Raw genomic sequence first — 19,327 nt, 5'->3', positions numbered from 1 at the left:
CCACATGACAACATTTGATACCATCATCCGGGGGGCCCGGGTGGTGCTGAGAGATCGGGTAGAGCAACTGGATATTGGCATTACGGGTGAGAAAATTACGGAACTATCCACGCGGCTGACCGCTGGTGAAGCGACTTGCATCATAGAAGCTGAGGGTCTGACAGTGATGCCAGGTGTCGTGGACATTCATGTACACTTCAATGAACCCGGACTCGCCAGTTGGGAGGGGTTCCGGTCTGGCTCGGCAGCCCTTGCCGCAGGGGGAATCACGACTTATGTCGATATGCCGCTTAACGGCGTACCACCAACCACAAGGCCGGAAGCATGGGACATGAAAATGAAAGCAGCTACAAACCAATCGTATGTTGATTATGCTTTCTGGGGAGGTTTGGTTCCCGGCAACCGGGATGAACTTGCTCCACTGGCACGGCTGGGGGCTGCGGGATTCAAGGCATTTATGTCCGAGCCGGGTGGAGATGGGGAAGACATCTTTGCCAGAGCTGATGACCATACGCTGCTGGACGGGATGAAAGAACTTGCAACATTAAACCGTGTGCTGGCACTTCATGCAGAGGACGAAGGCATCGTTGCCGAACTTGCTACGAGAAGCATCGCAGAGGGAAAGACGGAACCGATGGATTATATCCGGTCTCGTCCTGTGGAAGCTGAAGTCGTCGCGGTTGCCCGAGCGTTGAAATACGGCGAACAGACCGGGTGTGCGCTGCATTTTGTGCATATCAGCACCCGGGAAGCGCTGGATCTGATTGCAGCAGCCAAACGGCGTGGGCAAGACGTAACTTCGGAGACATGCCCTCATTATCTGACGCTGACCGAGAAGGATGTGGTTCGATTGGGTGCTGTAGCAAAATGCGCTCCACCTCTTCGCAGCTCTTCCGAACAGGAGCAGTTATGGGATGCACTGACTTCAGGATTGATTGATGTTATCGCCTCAGACCATTCTCCTTGCCCACCATCCATGAAACAATCGGATAACTTTTTTGAAATCTGGGGCGGCATATCCGGGGCACAAAGCACACTGCTAATCATGCTGGAGGAAGGACATCTTCAGCGAAATATCGACCTTCCGTTGCTCGGAAGAGTGCTCTCTCTGCAGCCTGCCAGAAGGCTTGGTCTGGAGAATAAAGGGGAGATTGCAATTGGCATGGATGCAGATCTGGTTCTGATTGACTGGGGTAAGAGCACGACCCTGAACACGGAAGATCTGCTCTACACGCATAAACAAAGCCCTTATGTGGGACGTACCTTTAAGTGTCAGATTGCAGACGTATTTTGTCGTGGGCAGCGCGTCTACAACTCGGAATCCGGGTTATCTCCTGTTCCTATCGGGCAACGCATTGCGGCTTATTCTTCTAGTCCCATCGAAGCGGGAACGGAGGAGACGCCATGACGGAGTCTGGAGTATACCGGTCATCCGGTACCAATAAAGCACCGCTTCCTTTGCCAAATGTGGAACAGGTGGAGCTGCAAGCCATGCTTGACTGGCTGTCGACATATGGTGCGGATGCACAGGGCGGCGTCACACGGCTGTTGTATGACTCGGCTTGGTGTGAAGCACAAGGTGCCCTTGCTGCCAAAATGCAGGAAAAAGGGCTGTCTCCCGAGTTCGACCAGTCCGGTAATCTGTATGGCACACTGGAGGGCGAGGGTAAGGGATCAGCGACTGGTACTGAAGAATTACCAATCGTGACCGGATCACATATCGATACCGTGGTGTATGGTGGAAAGTATGATGGTGCCTACGGTGTGGTGGCGGGTGTCCTTGCTTTGGAGTATTTGCAGAAGCATTTCGGAGCACCGAAGCGCACACTTCAAGTGGTATCCCTATGTGAGGAAGAGGGGAGTCGATTCCCTTTTGCATATTGGGGCTCACGCAGTATAACAGGAACAACGTCTCTGCAAGATGTAGAGCATTTGAAGGATCAAGACGGCGTCACCTTTGCACAAGCGATCCGCGATGCGGGCTTTGGACCCGATAGTGCATATAGACCGGCCGCAAAAAAATATGGTGCCTTTATTGAGCTTCATATTGAGCAAGGTCAGGTTCTGGAACGTCTTGGACATTCGATTGGCGTTGTATCCGATATTGTAGGTCAGAAGCGGTTCAGTATCACCGTCAGCGGAGAAGCGAATCACGCGGGAACGACACCGATGTCCTGGCGCAAGGATGCATTAGCCGGAGCAGCTGAGATGATTACTGCAGTAAGGGATATTGCATTGCAAGCAGGAGAACCGCTGGTAGCCACGGTTGGGCGAATCACAGCCGATCCGGGTGTGGGGAATGTGGTTGCAGCACGAGCAGTGTTTTCACTGGATATCCGCCATATCCGGCAGGAGAGCATTGATCGCTGCTGGCAGGATATGCTTCAGGTTTTTAGTAAGATCGCAGCCGAGCAGCAGCTCGGACTGGACTGGGAAGAACATCTGTCGGTGACGCCCATTCCTATGAATGCAGAGATGATCTCAGACATCCAAGATACCTGTGAGCAGGAGCAGTTGTCCTATTGGCTAATGCCAAGCGGAGCGGGACATGATTCGCAGATTTTTCAGCCGGCTTGTCCGACAGCCATGATTTTTGTGCCGAGTCAGGACGGTATCAGTCATAATCCACTTGAATATACAGCTGAAGCAGACCTGATGCACGGTTTTCGGGTTCTGGTTCGGCTACTCTATAAATACGGTTACGGGAGTTGAATGCAGATGTCCAGCTATAAAGAGTTATCTCCGTCCTTGCGGACCATTATGACCCCGGGACCGGTTGAAGTTGATCCACGTGTACTCAGAGCATTATCTTTCCCGATCCTGGGGCAGTTTGACCCGGAGTTCACAGCCTTGATGAACGAGACGATGGCGATGCTGCGTGAGTTATATATGACAGATAACGAGTGGTGTTATCCGGTGGATGGCACATCCCGTTCAGGCATTGAAGCGGTGTTGGTCAGTCTGATCCAGCCCGGTGACAAAGTTCTCGTCCCGATCTATGGACGATTCGGACATCTGCTGGTTGAAATCTCGGAACGCTGTGGTGCAGAGGTCGTCTTTTTTGAAACGGAATGGGGAACGGTATTTGATCCGGAAGAGGTGATCAAGGCGATCCATGCCCATAAACCGAGTCTGGTTGCGATGGTTCATGGTGAGACTTCCACTGGCCAGATGCAGCCCCTTGCCGACATTGGCAAAGCCTGTCGCGACCTTGATATTCTATTCGTCGTCGATGCTGTAGCAACCATTGGCGGGACACCGGTGGAGACGGATGCCTGGTATCTGGATGCGGTGATGGGCGGAACGCAGAAATGCCTGTCCGTTCCTTCAGGGATGGCACCTCTCACGTACAACAGTCGTGTGGAACAGAAGCTGATGAGCCGCAAAACTGTTGAACGTGGACTCCGAGACGCAACCAGTGCGCGGGCAGAAGGCCGCACCATTGCCAGTAATTATTTTGACCTGAGCCAATTGCAGGATTACTGGAGTTCGGCCCGGCTGAACCACCATACAGAAGCCACCTCCATGCTCTATGGTCTTCACGAAGGATTACGTATTCTACTGCAAGAAGGCTTGGAAGCCAGGTTCCAGAGACATCTGATGAATGAACGTGCGTTGGTCGCCGGAATTCAGGGAATGGGACTGCAACTGTACGGGGATATGTCCAGTAAACTTCCGGTGGTTACCTGTATTACGATCCCGGAAGGAATTGATGGTGAGTCGGTGCGCAGCATGTTGCTGAACGACTTCAGCATTGAAATTGCCAGTTCATTCGGACCGTTGAAAGGGCAAATCTGGCGGATCGGTACCATGGGATTCAGCTGCCAACGCAAAAACGTACTTCATGTGCTCGGAGCGCTGGAAGCTGTTCTATTGCGTCATCGACACGTATTACCTGCCGGTGAAGCAGTGCAGGCTGCTTTGGATGTGTATGCAGGGAAGGAGGGTGCCTTATGTTAAACCAGATGCCAATCTCCAGAGAGGTCATGGTTACCACTCCTCATTATCTGGCGAGTGCAGTGGGAAGCTCCATCCTCCAGCAGGGCGGGAATGCTTATGATGCTGCTGTTGCGGTCAGTGCAGCACTGGGCGTGGTATATCCGCATATGACCGGACTTGGCGGGGATGCCTTCTTCCTGATTCATGATGGAGCCAGCGGTGAGATTACCGCCTATAACGGAAGTGGCCGCTCAGCCGCAGGCATTCATGCGGATACGTTCAAAGCGATGGGTATGAGTGCGATCCCTCAGCGGGGTGTGCTCAGTGCCATCACGGTTCCAGGAATGGTCGATGCCTGGTGGGAAGTCTGGTCCCGGTACGGTAAGTTAAGCTGGGGGCAACTGCTTGAACCTGCTGCGCAGTATGCAGAAAAAGGATGTCCTGTATCCCGGAATCTCCGCCTGTGGATGGAAAGGGATGAAGATTTCATTATGGGGCATACACCGCTGCGAGCGGTATTTGCCCCTAGGGGTACACTTTTGCAGGAAGGTGAGCTGCTGATCCAGCCTGAACTTGCTGCCTCGATTCGTCTGATTCAGACGGAAGGGCGAGATGCTTTTTATACAGGAGAACTCGCGGATCGTCTGACTTCGGCTATTCGTGAGGATGGGGGCATGCTTGCACCAGCGGACTTTGCGGGTCATCAGGGAGAATGGGTGAAGCCCGTCAGTACGGGGTATCGTGGGTATGAGGTTCATCAGATGCCGCCCAATTCGCAGGGTTTCTCCATGCTAATGATGTTAAATATGCTCGAGCATATTGATCTGTCCTCGGTTGCACGTACCTCACCGGAATTCTATCATCTGATGGCGGAAGTGGTAAAAAAGGCGTTTCGTGATCGTGACCAATATCTGACGGATCCGGATTTCAGGGACATCCCGCTGGAACATCTGTTATCCAAGGATTACGGAGACCAATTGTGGAATGAGATTCAGTCTGCTCCACCTGTGGCACAGCCGTTTTTGTCCAAAACAATAGGTCAGGACACGGCGTATGCAGCAGTTGTTGATAGCGAGGGTAATGCCGTTTCCTTCATTCAAAGCCTGTATTTTGACTTTGGTGCAGCCTATGTCCCAGGGGATACGGGGGTTATCATGCAGAACCGGGGGTCGTTTTTCTCCTTGGACCCGAGGGATGCTAACGTTCTGGAACCCAACAAACGCTCATTCCACACGCTCATGCCGGGCCTTGTTACACGAGATGGCAAACCCTATATGCTCGTGGGTACACAGGGGGGAGAAGGCCAGCCGCAGACCCAATTATCGGTGCTTACCGGCGTGCTTGATTACGGGCTGAACATTCAGGAAGCAATCAGCTTGCCGCGTTGGGTGTACGGACGTACATGGGGCGAAGACGGCGATACGATGCGTGTGGAGAACCGATATCATGATGACGTATGTGCAACCCTCGCCCAGTGGGGACATAACGTTGAAGCCAGAGCACCGTGGGACGGTATTATGGGACAGTCGCAAGGCATTGTCATTCGTGAGGACGGCATGATCAGCGGCGCGGCAGACCCCAGGGGTGATGGTATAGCTATTGGATGGTAACAGACAGCGATCGGAAGGTTAATTTGTCATCGGAGTGCAAGTGTAAGTATGTATGAGTTGAACGATATAGACAGACACAGATAGGGGAGATTGGCATGGGAACGATCCTGCTGAAAGGCGCACAGCTTGTGACGATGAATGCAGAAGAGGAAGTGTTCATTGGAGATCTGTTGATCGAGGATAACAAAATCAAGGAGATTGCAACGCACATCGATGTTCAGGCTGATCAGGTCATTGATGCTCGCGGAAAAGTGTTACTGCCTGGCTTCATCCAGACGCATATTCATCTGTGTCAAACCTTGTTCCGTGGACGTGCGGACGATCTGGAACTGATGGATTGGCTCCGTCAACGGATCTGGCCGCTGGAAGCAGCGCATGATGAGGAGTCCGTGTATTATTCAGCAATGCTCGGACTTGGCGAATTGATCTCCAGCGGAACCACGACCATTCTGGATATGGAGACGGTACATCACACGGACTCGGCGTTTCAGGCGATGGCACAGAGCGGCATCCGGGTCATCTCCGGCAAGGTGATGATGGATCATGGAGACGAGGTTCCGGAACCTTTGCGTGAGAATACAGCAACTTCGCTGCAACAGAGTGTGGATCTGCTGGAGAAATGGAACGGATTTGGCGGAGGTCGCATTCAATATGCGTTCTGTCCACGCTTTGTTGTATCGTGTACCGAAGAGTTGCTGATAGAGGTCCGCGACCTGTCCAATAAATATCATGTCAAAGTCCACACCCATGCCTCCGAGAATCGCGGAGAGATTGAACTGGTAGAGCATGAACGTGGAATGCGTAATATCGTATACCTCGATCATATTGGTCTGGCGACCCCAAGATTGGTGCTGGCCCACTGTGTATGGTTGAGCGAGGAAGAGAAAGAGATCATCCGCAAGCGCGGAGTCAAAGTCACTCACTGTCCTGGATCGAATATGAAGCTTTCCTCTGGAGTAGCGGATATTCCGGATCTGCTGAATCGTCAGATCGCGGTTGGGATCGGGGCCGATGGTGCCGCGTGCAACAACAATCTGGATATGTTTCAGGAGATGCGCCTCACAGCGCTGATGCAGAAGATTCCTCATGGCCCTACAGTGATGGATGCCCGGACTGTATTGCGCATGGCTACCATGGGTGGTGCAGAGGTGCTCGGCTTGTCGAAGGAAATCGGCAGTCTCGAAGTGGGCAAAAAGGCAGATATGCTGCTGCTGGATCTCGATGATTTCCACACGTACCCTTCCTATGAGACGGATGTCTATTCACGCGTGGTCTATTCCGCAACACGCAGTTGTGTGGACACCGTAATTATCGATGGCAGCATTGTGCTCAAGAATCGCAAGATTCAGACAATTGATCGTGGTATTGTGCTGCGTGAGTCGGATAAAAGCATTGCGAGATTGATGAAGCGCATCTGATCGAAGGAAACGTATGCAATTCAGAAAGGATGGAGACCGATATGGAAATGCATGATCTGTGTACAATCGCAGCCCGTGAAATGCGCTGTGTGCTCGCAACAGCGATTAAGGTAGAGGGTCATGCTTACCGTAAGCAGGGAGTCTCTATGCTGTTGACCGAGGAAGGCCAAATGCATGGCAGTATCAGTCCGGGATGCCTGGAGAGTGATCTTCAGGCCCGGGTGAACCATGTGCTAGATACCAAGCAGATGGAGTTCGTGGAGTACGACATGCGTCCCGAGGATGATCTGTCCTGGGGGGAGACCATTGGCTGCGGCGGGCTCGTTGTTGTGCTTCTTGAACCTGTGTGTGGTGAACTCCGATCTACGTTGCAGAAGATGCATGAGTGTTTGCAATCCGGCGCTGCAACAACGTTAATCCGAACATTCCATGATGATTACACAAGGGTTCAATATGACTGGAAACGAGTTGAGCCTACGGCAAAGGGGCATCCGGTCTTGCGTCCTTCGCTCGTCCCTCCTCATGATCGCGTGACGAACAATAATCTAACTTCATTGCAGGTTGATGTACAACACAGCAGAGAGAATATCGAGCATGAACATACCGCATTAACACAATATTCTCGCGATATACCTCGCCTAACGCTTGTGCCTGAAATGATACCTGCTACGTCAAACGGATCTCACTCTTCCCCTCCGTCCGGTGATTCACAACATATCTCTGAGGCTGATATACCGACTAACGATGCGATTTCAACGAATCCCTGGGATCTCCCGCAGCAACTTACTTCGCAGTACACACCTAAACCTCGCCTGGTTATCATCGGAGCCGGAAATGATGTTATTCCTGTTGCCAGACTCGCCCGGTCCGCAGGGTTCCGTGTAGTGGTAGCCGATTGGCGAGAGTCCTTATGCACCTCGGAACGGTTCCCTGGAACCGAACTCGTATTGGGTTTCCCATGTGAGATCATGCCTCTGTTAAACGTAAATAAAGGGGATTATTTGATTATAATGAGTCACAATTTCCCCCGCGAACGTGAACTGTTGGAGATGTTAGTGGACTGTGAGTATGCGTATCTTGGCATTATGGGTTCCAAAACACGAACAGCCCGTCTGCTGGATGGTTTACCACCGTTGAAAAATGTACATTCTCCCGTAGGTTTGAGCATCGGAGCAGACGGTCCCGAACAGATCGCCATCAGCATTGCAGCGGAATTGATCGCATGTAAACATAAGGTTTCTGCCTTGAGTACTGAGGTAGGGCAGAAGGGAAGCGTTGCACATGCGAATGACGGGCATCGTTCTGGCAGCAGGTAGGAGTTCACGCCTTGGTCGGGATAAACTCTCGGTTGTCATGCCAGACGGGAGGTCACTGGCTGCATGGTCACTGGAAGCTGCGCTGGATTCAGATCTGGATCAGGTGATCTGTGTGGTCAAACCGGAAGATTCATTGGCTTGGTTGCCTGTAAAATGGATTGATTCTGCCACGTATGCGTATCATCCCACAGCGCGACTTCGGATTGTAGCCTGTGCTGACTATGCTTGCGGTATGGCCAACTCTCTTCATTCTGGCGTATTGTCGGCCATGGAGTACCAACCGGAGGGCATTCTCATGTTACTGGGTGATCAGCCTTTAGTAAAAGCGCAGGATATTAATCGGGTGACCATAGCTCTGGCTACCCACAAGCTGAGTGACTATGTCGCAGCTACCGACGGTAAGGGAGGCAAGCCGCCCGTTGCTTTTCGCTCCAATATGTTCGGTCCTCTGTTGTCTCTGCATGGAGATGAGGGGGCACGCAAGATTATGCGCAGCGCTAATTATTCAGGTGTGCATGTACCGATGTCTGAGACGAGTTTCTGGGACGCGGATACAGAACCGGAATTGGAACGCATTTTGAATCATGTATATGAATCGAGGCAGGCAGACTATATAACAGGAGAAGATCAATGACCATGTATAAATTTATAACATGATGAGGTCAGCCAGGCAGTCTGGTTGGCCTTTTTGCTTACTTTTCACGTGTGGCGAAAGAGACTTTATGTTAGATTTTGATAGATCATAATGCATCAAGCACAAATAGAACGCAGGTTTTATACATTTATCCAAAACGATGTGAAGGTAATTGACGTTGCTGCTTAACTCTCATATGATTTGAAGAATTATCTGGATCAGACGGTTGAATGTCCTGCCCATGGAAGAGAGAGAAAGGGGATGCGGCGATGGTGACACCGGCATACGGTTCTGGAGCATTGCCATCCGTATGGCAGCCTGAGAACTTGCAAGAACTGCAAACGTTGAGAACTAGATTCAAGGGAATATGTTGTTTCACAGCAGGTGGAACATTACTGCGAACCCAGTGGGAGGGCGGCTTGGTTCCGGCACCTGAACACATGATTAGCCTGGCTCGTATTCCTGAAATGAGCGGTATATCGAATCGTGAAGATGAGATCGTCATTGGCGCAATGACTCGTTTAAAGGAATGTGCTTCACAGGTGTTGCTGCATCAACTGCCGATCCTGCAAGAAGCGGTAAATGCAATTGCAGCTCCTTCCATTCGAAATGTGGCAACCATTGGCGGGAATATTGTGTCTGGAGTCGGGGATACCCTGACTGCTTTGCTCGTATATGATGCGAAGTTGCACTGGTTAACGGACAACGGAATTGAAATTCGAAGTGTGTCTTCGTGGCTTCAGGGTGGACCGGATGGCAGCCGTAATCCAGGGGACGTATTAATCTCGATTCATATTCCGATGAGACCGTCCTCTCTGCTTGATGTGGACAGTGGGAACAAGCCTGCTGCACGAGAGGTTTCCTTTTACCGCAAGCTGGGTCGACGGGAGACGTTCAGTGCATCGCTGGTGACGGTTGCGTTATACGGTGAGATTGATTCGGATCATCGCTGGACCAAGATTGCGATTGCTGCAGGCGGGGGCTCAGGCATGGCGATGAGACTGCTGGAGTCAGAACAGCAGCTCCTTAACAGCGAAGCTTCTGTCATGCAAGCGGCGACTCTTACAACTGCTGTGGTTGACGAATTTACGACTTATGGCGATGCATTTGCAACGGAAAATTATCGTAAAAAGACCGCAGGCAACCTGCTTGGTGCCGGGCTATGGGAGGCACTTCACGTATAGATAAAAGGGATCAAGCAAAGGGGGAGAGGATTATGCTGCTGAATCGGAAACAGAGCGGGAAACGCTGGCACCTGCGGCCAGATGGGGCACCCAAAGTAACAGGTCAGCTTCAATATCTGACGGATATGACGCTGCCTGACATGATTCATGGCAGAGTATTGCGAAGCGAATATCCTTATGCTCGCATATTGTCTATAGATACTTCGGAAGCTGAGGCGCTGGAAGGTATCTATGCGGTTCTGACCTCCAAAGATGTACCTGGTCTAAATCGTTTTGGCATTGCGACCCCGGATCAGCCTGTATTCTGCGAGGATATCGTTCGTTATGTTGGGGATGCCATTGCAGCGGTTGCTGCGGATTCCCCGGAACGTGCGGCACTTGCGCTGGATGCGATTCGTGTAGAGTATGAGGAACTCACGCCGTTGAATAGTACAGATGCTGCATTGGCTCCAGGCGCACCAGAGCTGCATGAGCATGGTCCAGGTAATGTGCTGCATCGGACGGAGATCAAACGTGGAGACGCCGAGCAAGCCTTTGCCACATGTGATCATATCGTGACAGAGACCTATTATACGCCACGCCAGATGCATGCGTACATGGAGACAGAAGGTGGCTTGTTTGTCCCGGATGAAGAGGGAAGGCTGAATGTATACGCGGCAACGCAACATGGCTATAAAGACCGGATGCAGCTTGCACGCATTATTGGCTGTCCTGAAGAAGATATTCGCGTGGTGTCTTCACCGATTGGTGGTTCATTTGGCGGAAAAGATGAACTTAACGTACAGCCTTATGGTGCACTGCTGGCCTTGAGATGCGGACGTCCTGTGAAAATGCATAATTCACGTAAAGAATCCGTGCGTGCAGGGCTAAAACGGCACCCCATGAAGATTGAAATGCAGACCGGTATGAGTCGAGAAGGTATCATACAAGCGCATCGTGTCCGTATTACAGCAGATACGGGAGCGTATGCCACACTGGGTGCACCCGTGCTGAACTTCTGTACCGAACATTGCCTTGGACCATACGCCATCCCTCATGTGGATGTGGAAGGTGTGTCTGTGTATACGAATAATGGATTGTCGGGTGAGTTTCGCGGATTTGGCGGGAACCAGGCGATTTTTGCCATGGAAGGCCAGATGGATCGGCTTGCAGAAATCATGAACATGGACCCTTGGGAGTTCCGCAGACGCAATATGAGGGAAAAGAATGATCCCGGACCGCTGAATCAACGCATTTTGGTCACGGATGGACTGTCCCAAGTATGGGAGGCATTGGATCGCTCCGAACTGTGGCAAAAACATCAGCATCCCCCGACAGATCCTATTTTGCCACCATGGATCAAGCGTGGTGTCGGAGCAGCAATTGCCATGCATGGTGCAGGGCTCGGTTATGGCATTCCAGATCCTGCGGGCGGTCGCTTGTCCCTGAATAATGAAGGCAAGATTGAGGTGGCATTCAGCTACGAGGAATTCGGTCAGGGGCTCGTTGCAACGCTGGAAATTATGTTATGTGATCTATTCCAATGCAGTACATCGGATCTCAGTATTATCATTGGAGATACGGATCGTGTGCCACACAGCGGATCAAGTACGGCTTCACGTTCAACAACGATGGCCTGGATGGCTCTTCAACGTTTGCAGTCTCCATTTCGTTCCCATGTCCTCGCTGTTGCATCTGAGGCGTCGGGCATTCCGGCGGATGAACTGGTAACAGGACCCGGGGGGATATGGCGCAAAGGTCAGCTTCCTGCCGAAAGTTCAGAAGTAGAAACAGATGTGCAAGGGACAGGAAAAAGCAAGAAGGAAGTAACCTTGGCACAGGAAGACGTAAATCAAATGTCTGAAGAAGCAGGAAAAGCAGAGAAGGCTGAAAGAACTGAAGCGAAGGCGAAAGAAGGAGAGCGTTCAGACTTCGTGATCTCGTATGCTGAACTCGCGACACAGGGCGAAGCCGATGAATGGATTTTTGATACGAAGTTTGATTATCCAACTACGCCGGACAATGTGGTAGGCGGGCATTATTTGTATACGTATGCGGCGGTTGCGGCAGAGGTGGAAGTCAATACGTTGACTGGAGAAACCAAGCTGCTCGATACACGTCATGTTGTAGCGGCAGGTCCAGTTATCAACCCTATGGGCTATATTGGACAGATTGAAGGCGGCAGTGTCATGGCGCTGGGATTCACGTTGACCGAGGATGCGGTCATGCAGGACAGCCGTTATGTAACCACGAACCTTGACACGTATATGATCCCAACCATTCAGGATATTCATACCCAACTGGAGGTTGAAGCTATTGAAGACTTACCCGAAGGTGATGCGTTTGGACCGAGGGGGATCGGTGAGATTGGTTCCGTAGCGCTTGCGCCAGCCATTACTGCCGCAATACATCAGGCGACAGGTGTATGGGTTAACCGTCTTCCTGTACCGAGGGAACAACTGGTCAGACCTTTAAATGTACCTTTGCAGGAAGGAGTGAGCCCATCATGAATAAGCCACTTGAGAATCACTGGACAGCCATTGTGAATGGTGAACATAAACATCTGGAGATTGCTCAAACGACCCGACTTGTCGATGTGCTTCGGACTCATTTGCAACTGATGGGTACCAAAGTATCTTGCGAAGTTGGTCGCTGCGGCTCATGTATGGTTCTGATGGATGGAGAGCCTGTGAATTCCTGTCTTGTCATGGCTTATCAATGTGAAGGCAGTGACATTGTGACCATTGAAGGTCTGCATGGCGAGGAGAAAGGTACCCTGCATCCGATTCAACAAGCTTTTGTGGAGGAAGGAGGCTTCCAGTGCGGCTACTGTACTCCGGGCATGGTGATCTCAACCAAGGCATTACTGGATGCACATCCAGAGCCATCTCAAGAACAGATTGAGTCTGGGTTGTGCGGGAATCTGTGTCGTTGTACCGGCTATGGTGGCATTATTCGGGCGGTACGCAAGGCAGGGGAACGCTGTGCGATAAAGGAAACGTCTGCCGAAGAAACCGTTAGTTGAATGGGTGCCGGTACGTATGCGTAGGCATAAAAACAAAAACAAGGAGAATTGAAGAATCATTCTTTAGAAAAGCATTCGATCCAGGAATGCTTTTTTTGTTTTGTTTTTTTAGGTGTTCTGCCAAGTACAATCATATAATGGGAGATGAGGTTTACGGCCGATTCTGGTTAGATAATGAACCGTTTTCGATTATCATCAATATTGGTGAAATAATAGGAATATGGCATTCAAAGTACTGGTACAAAGGAATTTCAAATGTTTACTTTAACCATATATTTACAAATATTGACGGGCGTGATATGTTTAAAATGAAAGCGCCATCATGAATGGGTTCATTGACATTTCATTATTATATTTTACATGGGAAGGAAGATGGAATGGATGAAAAATTTGCTCAAAAAGGCAACCGCAATGATGCTGGCATTGGCTCTGCTTCTTGGATTAATGACAGCGCCCGTTCATGCAGACACCCCACTGTTCACCATCGAAAGCGAAGATGCGCAGCTCACCCCGGATCTTCAAGTGGTCACTTCGATCTATGGACAACCCAAGCCTGGATTCTCAGGGGCCGGATTTGTCTGGATGCAGAACTCTGGCACAATAACGTTCACCGTTACTGTTCCGGAAACTGGCATGTACGCAATCTCCACACGATATATGCAGGAGCTCAGTGCGGATGGAAGGTCTCAAAATCTAATCGTAAATGGTGTTACAAAAGGTGCGTACATGCTGCCTTACACGACAACATGGTCAGACTTCGATTTTGGCTTTCACAAGCTGAATCAGGGTAGCAATACCATTGAGCTGAAGGCTGGCTGGGGCTTCGCGTATTTTGATACTTTTACCGTGGATTATGCGGAACTGGACCCTCTGAATGTACAGCCAATTCTAAGTGATCCTGAGGCGACACCGGAAACACAAATTTTGATGAATTATTTAACGGAGGTATACGGAAACAACATCATTTCTGGTCAACAAGAAATCTACGGAGGAGGGAATGACGGAGATTCAGAGCTTGAATTCGAATGGATTCATGATCTGACCGGAAAGTATCCGGCTATTCGCGGCTTTGATATGATGAATTACAATCCGCTGTATGGTTGGGAGGATGGTACAACCGATCGCATGATTAATTGGGTCAATAACCGTGAAGGGATTGCAACAGCTTCCTGGCATATCAATGTGCCTCGAAATTTCAATACGTATGAGCTCGGGGACTTTGTTGATTGGAAAGAAGCTACGTATAAGCCAACCGAGACGAATTTTAATACAGCGAATGCGGTCATTCCCGGTACCAAAGAGTATCAATACGTGATGATGACCATTGAGGATCTGGCAGAACAACTGCTGATTTTGCAGGACAACAACGTGCCGGTTCTGTTCCGTCCGTATCATGAAGCAGAGGGCAACGGAGGACTGAACGGAGAAGGAGCCTGGTTCTGGTGGGCTTCAGCAGGCGCAGACGTGTACAAAGAGTTGTGGGATATGCTCTATACCGAACTTACGGAGACGTATGGCTTGCACAATCTGATCTGGACCTACAACAGCTATGTATATAGTACTTCTCCGGCCTGGTATCCGGGTGATGATCAGGTGGATCTCGTCGGATACGACAAATACAATACGATCTACAACCGTGATGACGGTTTGTCGGGCGTGCCCAATGAGGATGCGATTACCTCGATTTTCTATAAACTTGTTGAGTTGACAGGTGGTACGAAAATGGTAGCGATGACGGAGAATGACACGATTCCAAGCGTGAAAAATCTGACAGAGGAGAAATCAGGATGGCTGTACTTCTGTCCTTGGTATGGCGAGCATCTGATGAGTTCTGCATTTAATTACCCGGCAACACTGAAAACGCTTTATCAAAGTGATTATGTCATTACGTTGGATGAGCTGCCGAGTTTAAAGGTTAACAATCCCAACCCAAGCGCATCCATTACACCTGCAAACGTCGAATTTGATAAATATGCACCCAATCAAGCTGACAAAGCCGTAACGGTAAATGCAAATGGTCATACGCTGACCGCTCTTCGGGCAGGCAACCATGTGTTGACCGTAAATACGGACTATACCCTGAGCGGAAGTACGCTGCTGCTGAAAAAAGCTTATCTGGCGACACTACCCGTTGGCGAGCATTCGATTATTCTGGATTTTAATCAAGGCCAGGACCCTGTGTTAAAAGTCAAAATCGTGGATTCAACACCGAGTACCGATGCTGTGATTTCACCTGTGAATGCAACATTCGATAAAGCGACGAATTACGCGCAAGATATGAATGTGTCTCTCACCTTGAATGGCCGTCAGCTTACAAGCATCGCGAAGGGGAATGTGACGCTTGTAGCGGGTCAGGATTATACGGCATCCGGCGCTGCTGTTGTGTTGAACAAATCCTATCTTGCCACGCTGCCGCTGGGCCAAAACGTATTGACCTTTCACTTCAATGGAGGAAATAACGCTGTATTAACAGTGAACGTAGTAGACAGTACAGTTACTGTGCCTGCCGGAGATATGACGATTCAAGCGTTTAACGGCAATACAAGTGCATCTACCAACGGAATATCACCCAAATTCAAATTGATCAACTCTGGTGATTCGGCCATTCCGTTGAGTGATGTCAAACTTAGGTATTACTATACGATTGACGGGGAAGAAACTCAGACGTTCTGGTCGGACTGGGCCAGTATGGGAAGTGCAAATGTAACCAGTCAATTCGTTAAATTGGCCACTCCAGTTGCAGGGGCAGATCATTATCTTGAAGTGGGCTTTACAAGTGCAGCGGGAACATTGAATGCAGGGCAGAGCGCAGAGGTTCAAGCTCGCTTCTCCAAAAACAATTGGACGAATTACACCCAGACTAATGATTACTCGTTCAAGGCATCTGACAGTCAGTTTGCAAACCATGATAAGGTTACCGGGTATGTGAATGGTCAGCTGGTATGGGGAATTGAACCGTAAGGTAGGGAGAACATTGAGGGGCTGGATCAGGGAGTTAACCTCTGATCCAGCCTTTTATGATGTAGACGGTGTACATTCGTTAGAAGGAATGTTCTTTTTAAAGCTCAGTACGTGACAATGTATACCTATCTGTTCATATGCGATCTATGATCTTATTCGTATGGCCCATGATGAACTGAAGAAGCAGACCTGCGCAACATACAGTTAATAACGTACCAAGCCCGATCGGTCCGCCAAAAAGGAATGCCAGCATCAAAAATACAAAGTAAATCAATGTTCTCGATACAAATAAGGGCGTTCGCGTGATTTCGTGCAGAATTAAGGTTAAGCGGTCAATTGGAATGGGTGCGAAATTGGTCTGTAAATAGATGGCCGTGCCGATACTTATGATCACTAATCCAATGACAAAAGTCATCAGTTTGCTGTACCAAACTTCGGGCGTGATTAAAGATTCAGATACATATAGCCATAGATCAATCCCCACACCAGTAATGAATGCGGTGACGAGCCCCAGAAACTCGGGTTTTTGCTGCTTCAAAAGCGAATTGCATCCAATTAATAGGAACGCAATGATGACCTCCCAGCTTCCTACACTTAGCCCTACATGTTGGGAAAGCCCCACCAGAAGTGCATCAAACGGTGATGTGCCCAGTTCAGATTGGATGGTAAGGGAAATGCCAAGTGTCAAGATGAGAATACCTGCGACAAAAATGACATATTTCAATTCATTCAACCTCTTTTTGAGATTTTTTTGTTGCAAATACAACAAAAATAAGATAAATTCAATGTAATCCTTTTTTATTGCATTTGCAACAAATGATTCATGATTAACTTGTTAAAGGAATGTGAACCTAAATGACGATTCGTATAGACATATGTACCATTGAACATGTATGTGAACTGCAGGAGATTAGTTATGAGACGTTTAATGAAACGTTTGAAGCGCAAAATTCATCCGAAAATATAAATGCTTATCTGGAAAAGGCGTTTAATCGGGAACAATTAGAAACGGAACTGTCCATGGCGGATTCGCAATTTCTTTTTATTTATGTCAACCATGAACTTGCAGGGTATATGAAAGTAAATATCAATGATGCGCAATCTGAGAAGATGGGCGTTGAATCCCTTGAGATTGAGCGGGTATATATCAGAAAAGAGTTCCAAAAGCATGGCCTTGGTAAAGTATTGCTCCATAAAGCCATAGAGATGGCAACAGAACATCACAAAACGAGTATCTGGTTAGGGGTGTGGGAGAAAAACGAAAATGCCATCGCCTTTTATGAAAAGATGGGGTTTGTACAGACTGGAGCTCATGCTTTTTACATGGGAGATGATGAACAAATTGATTTGATAATGACCAAAACGATACTGTAACTGGTTCATTGAGGGGAAAGCTTGGGAGAAAAAATGCTAATTAAGCAGAATTCTTTCGGGCTTTTTTATGTTTTGCCAGAACCGTTGAATAATAAAATGTAGAAATGGACGAGAAACATTTCATAATAAATATTATGTAAACTTATTATTTTCGATGACCATTATAAGCTGCATCTATGGCATTAGTAAAAGTTAAAGTCCTGATTAATACATAATTGGCAGTATTGTTTAGCTCAATATCCCTCAAGGGAGCAGGCTGGTCTCAAGGTATGTTATTACAATGTATTAGTTTATTTCTGCGTTTGGACAGCCAGTTGAAAATCGTTTTCGTTTGTCGTCTAATAGATCGTGTTACGTTCTTAATAATCACTATATTAGTTGTACATACACTATGTTAAAAGAACTTTTGGCGCATGAAAAGGGCGTGCTAATTCATCATGTTAAACTATTTGGTTTTAGACGCGGAAAATGGAAAATAAAATTAATATTTTAAGTGGAAATCAGGCGAATAAGGCTCTTGAAACGAGCCAAAAAAAGGACTGAAATCAATCAAAATATTAATTGGATAAATAAGGGATAAATCGTTCGAAAGGCGCTGCTGCGCCGATTACAGATCAATTTCATATAGATTTGCGATGGATTTAGTGGCGCTTTCACGATATGCTTTTGGAAATTGGAAAGGAAGTGGGAAAAATGGAACGCGAACTGGCGTTGGAAATTGTCAGAGTAACAGAATTGGCTGCGTTAGCTTCAGCACCCTGGATGGGACGAGGTGACAAGAACAGTGCAGATGAAGCGGCTACTTTGGCCATGCGCGCCATGTTCGATTCCGTGTCTATTCGCGGCACGGTGGTAATCGGTGAAGGAGAAATGGATGAAGCACCCATGTTGTACATCGGCGAGGAAGTGGGCAACGCTGAGGGGCCTGAGGTTGACGTGGCTGTAGACCCGCTCGAAGGTACAGAAATCGTGGCCAAAGGACTAAACAACGCTCTATCGGTTATTGCAGTGGCGGGAAAAGGTAACCTGCTCCACGCACCGGACATGTATATGGAGAAATTGGCGGTAGGACCTGCACTTGTAGGCAAGGTCAGCATTGAAGATCCGGTTGAAGTCACACTGGAGAAAGCCGCTACCGCATTGAACAAAAACATCTCGGATCTAACGGTGATGATTCTGGATCGTGTGCGCCATGAGAGCACAATTAAAACCCTGCGCAAGGTAGGCGTGCGGATCAAGTTCCTCAGTGACGGCGATGTGGCGGGTGCAATGGCACCGGCCTTCCCGGAGGCAGGCATTGATCTGTATGTCGGTTCTGGAGGAGCGCCAGAAGGAGTGCTGGCAGCCGCAGCGTTATCTTGCCTTGGGGGCGAGATTCAAGGTCGCCTGATGCCTGCCAACGCCGACGAATTCCAGCGCTGCCTGCAGATGGGGATTGATAATCCATACAAAGTGTTAACGATGCAGGATATGATCGGTACGGAGGACGTCATTTTTGCCGCAACGGGAGTGACGCCAGGTGAGATTCTGGGAGGGGTACGGTATCTTGCAGATGATCGCGCCGAGACGGATTCGATTGTCATGCGTGCCAAAACCAAAACCATTCGTTTTATTCGTTCCCAACACTTCTTACCTAACAAAGAAGTGCTGCACAAGGTAAGACAGCTCCAATCCACGCCAGAACCATCGGACCGCATTCCGAATCTTGTGAAAACGATGGAACAGGCTGAGTTTAGTCAATCCTCCGTTGAACATGGCGTTACAACCACGTTGTGAGCTGGACTCTCCATAATTGAACAAATAGGATCAACTGAAATCGTTGTATTGAGTGTTGATAAGTAACTTGAACTCCTAAGATTACAGGTGCTTGAATCATTGAAAGTACCC

General features: G+C 49.0%; 14 protein-coding genes. 13 read left to right on the top strand and 1 reads right to left on the bottom strand.

Features of this window, described 5'->3' with window-relative positions; all coding sequences use genetic code 11:
• The first annotated feature begins 4 nt into the window (after window positions 1–4).
• From allB to MKY85_RS16720, 11 genes are all read left to right on the top strand, one after another.
• Entirely contained in the window at window positions 5–1,408 is a 1,404-nt protein-coding gene (gene allB / locus MKY85_RS16770; protein WP_342570230.1) for an allantoinase AllB, read from the top strand.
• Window positions 1,405–2,712: a M20 family metallo-hydrolase gene (locus tag MKY85_RS16765; protein ID WP_342570229.1), complete on the top strand. Its 1,308-nt coding sequence runs from the start codon at window positions 1,405–1,407 to the stop codon at window positions 2,710–2,712. The genes allB and MKY85_RS16765 overlap by 4 nt, the downstream gene beginning before the upstream one ends.
• Before the next feature lie 6 nt (window positions 2,713–2,718).
• Window positions 2,719–3,960 (top strand): alanine--glyoxylate aminotransferase family protein, encoded by a 1,242-nt coding sequence (locus MKY85_RS16760; RefSeq protein WP_342570228.1) that lies wholly within the window; start codon window positions 2,719–2,721, stop codon window positions 3,958–3,960.
• Complete coding sequence (gene ggt, locus MKY85_RS16755) at window positions 3,954–5,549, top strand: gamma-glutamyltransferase (protein ID WP_342570227.1); 1,596 nt, start codon at window positions 3,954–3,956, stop codon at window positions 5,547–5,549. Before MKY85_RS16760 ends, ggt begins: the two co-directional genes overlap by 7 nt.
• 95 nt (window positions 5,550–5,644) lie before the next feature.
• Window positions 5,645–6,967: a 5'-deoxyadenosine deaminase gene (locus MKY85_RS16750; RefSeq protein WP_091019519.1), complete on the top strand. Its 1,323-nt coding sequence runs from the start codon at window positions 5,645–5,647 to the stop codon at window positions 6,965–6,967.
• Between the two features lie 41 nt (window positions 6,968–7,008).
• On the top strand, window positions 7,009–8,283 hold the full coding sequence (locus tag MKY85_RS16745) for an XdhC family protein (RefSeq protein ID WP_342570226.1): 1,275 nt from the start codon (window positions 7,009–7,011) through the stop codon (window positions 8,281–8,283).
• A complete protein-coding gene (locus MKY85_RS16740) occupies window positions 8,249–8,917 on the top strand; it encodes a nucleotidyltransferase family protein (RefSeq protein WP_342570225.1) in 669 nt (222 codons plus the stop codon). Before MKY85_RS16745 ends, MKY85_RS16740 begins: the two co-directional genes overlap by 35 nt.
• Window positions 8,918–9,186: 269 nt before the next feature.
• Window positions 9,187–10,101 (top strand): FAD binding domain-containing protein, encoded by a 915-nt coding sequence (locus tag MKY85_RS16735; RefSeq protein ID WP_342570224.1) that lies wholly within the window; start codon window positions 9,187–9,189, stop codon window positions 10,099–10,101.
• Between the two features lie 32 nt (window positions 10,102–10,133).
• Window positions 10,134–12,590, top strand: a complete 2,457-nt coding sequence (locus tag MKY85_RS16730; RefSeq protein ID WP_342570222.1) for a molybdopterin cofactor-binding domain-containing protein — start codon at window positions 10,134–10,136, stop codon at window positions 12,588–12,590.
• Window positions 12,587–13,105 carry a (2Fe-2S)-binding protein gene (locus MKY85_RS16725; RefSeq protein WP_342570221.1) on the top strand — a complete coding sequence of 173 codons (519 nt, stop codon included), beginning with the start codon at window positions 12,587–12,589 and terminating at the stop codon, window positions 13,103–13,105. Before MKY85_RS16730 ends, MKY85_RS16725 begins: the two co-directional genes overlap by 4 nt.
• Before the next feature lie 381 nt (window positions 13,106–13,486).
• Window positions 13,487–16,066, top strand: coding sequence for a X2-like carbohydrate binding domain-containing protein (locus tag MKY85_RS16720; protein WP_342570220.1), 2,580 nt, complete (start codon window positions 13,487–13,489; stop codon window positions 16,064–16,066).
• Window positions 16,067–16,199: 133 nt separating this feature from the next.
• On the opposite strand, the gene MKY85_RS16715 is transcribed toward MKY85_RS16720, so the two are convergent.
• A complete protein-coding gene (locus MKY85_RS16715) occupies window positions 16,200–16,790 on the bottom strand; it encodes a YitT family protein (RefSeq protein ID WP_339255719.1) in 591 nt (196 codons plus the stop codon).
• Window positions 16,791–16,921: 131 nt separating this feature from the next.
• Between MKY85_RS16715 and MKY85_RS16710 the strand changes: the two genes are divergently transcribed.
• Window positions 16,922–17,440 (top strand): GNAT family N-acetyltransferase, encoded by a 519-nt coding sequence (locus MKY85_RS16710; protein WP_342570219.1) that lies wholly within the window; start codon window positions 16,922–16,924, stop codon window positions 17,438–17,440.
• A gap of 693 nt (window positions 17,441–18,133) precedes the next feature.
• The gene (gene glpX / locus MKY85_RS16705) at window positions 18,134–19,216 is read left to right on the top strand and encodes a class II fructose-bisphosphatase (protein ID WP_342570218.1); all 1,083 of its coding nucleotides are present in this window, start codon (window positions 18,134–18,136) and stop codon (window positions 19,214–19,216) included.
• Window positions 19,217–19,327: the final 111 nt, after the last annotated feature.

The sequence above is a fragment of the Paenibacillus sp. FSL R5-0749 genome, assembly GCF_038595085.1.
Taxonomy (GTDB): Bacteria; Bacillota; Bacilli; order Paenibacillales; family Paenibacillaceae; genus Paenibacillus.
This window is presented reverse-complemented; position numbering and strand designations above follow the sequence as displayed.

Excerpts from the sequence above, each read along its gene's own strand:
- allB (WP_342570230.1), top strand. The coding sequence starts at position 5 with ATGACAACATTTGATACCATCATCCGGGGGGCCCGGGTGGTGCTGAGA.
- MKY85_RS16765 (WP_342570229.1), top strand. The coding sequence starts at position 1,405 with ATGACGGAGTCTGGAGTATACCGGTCATCCGGTACCAATAAAGCACCG.
- MKY85_RS16760 (WP_342570228.1), top strand. The coding sequence starts at position 2,719 with ATGTCCAGCTATAAAGAGTTATCTCCGTCCTTGCGGACCATTATGACC.
- ggt (WP_342570227.1), top strand. The coding sequence starts at position 3,954 with ATGTTAAACCAGATGCCAATCTCCAGAGAGGTCATGGTTACCACTCCT.
- MKY85_RS16750 (WP_091019519.1), top strand. The coding sequence starts at position 5,645 with ATGGGAACGATCCTGCTGAAAGGCGCACAGCTTGTGACGATGAATGCA.
- MKY85_RS16745 (WP_342570226.1), top strand. The coding sequence starts at position 7,009 with ATGGAAATGCATGATCTGTGTACAATCGCAGCCCGTGAAATGCGCTGT.
- MKY85_RS16740 (WP_342570225.1), top strand. The coding sequence starts at position 8,249 with ATGCGAATGACGGGCATCGTTCTGGCAGCAGGTAGGAGTTCACGCCTT.
- MKY85_RS16735 (WP_342570224.1), top strand. The coding sequence starts at position 9,187 with ATGGTGACACCGGCATACGGTTCTGGAGCATTGCCATCCGTATGGCAG.
- MKY85_RS16730 (WP_342570222.1), top strand. The coding sequence starts at position 10,134 with ATGCTGCTGAATCGGAAACAGAGCGGGAAACGCTGGCACCTGCGGCCA.
- MKY85_RS16725 (WP_342570221.1), top strand. The coding sequence starts at position 12,587 with ATGAATAAGCCACTTGAGAATCACTGGACAGCCATTGTGAATGGTGAA.
- MKY85_RS16720 (WP_342570220.1), top strand. The coding sequence starts at position 13,487 with ATGAAAAATTTGCTCAAAAAGGCAACCGCAATGATGCTGGCATTGGCT.
- MKY85_RS16710 (WP_342570219.1), top strand. The coding sequence starts at position 16,922 with ATGACGATTCGTATAGACATATGTACCATTGAACATGTATGTGAACTG.
- glpX (WP_342570218.1), top strand. The coding sequence starts at position 18,134 with ATGGAACGCGAACTGGCGTTGGAAATTGTCAGAGTAACAGAATTGGCT.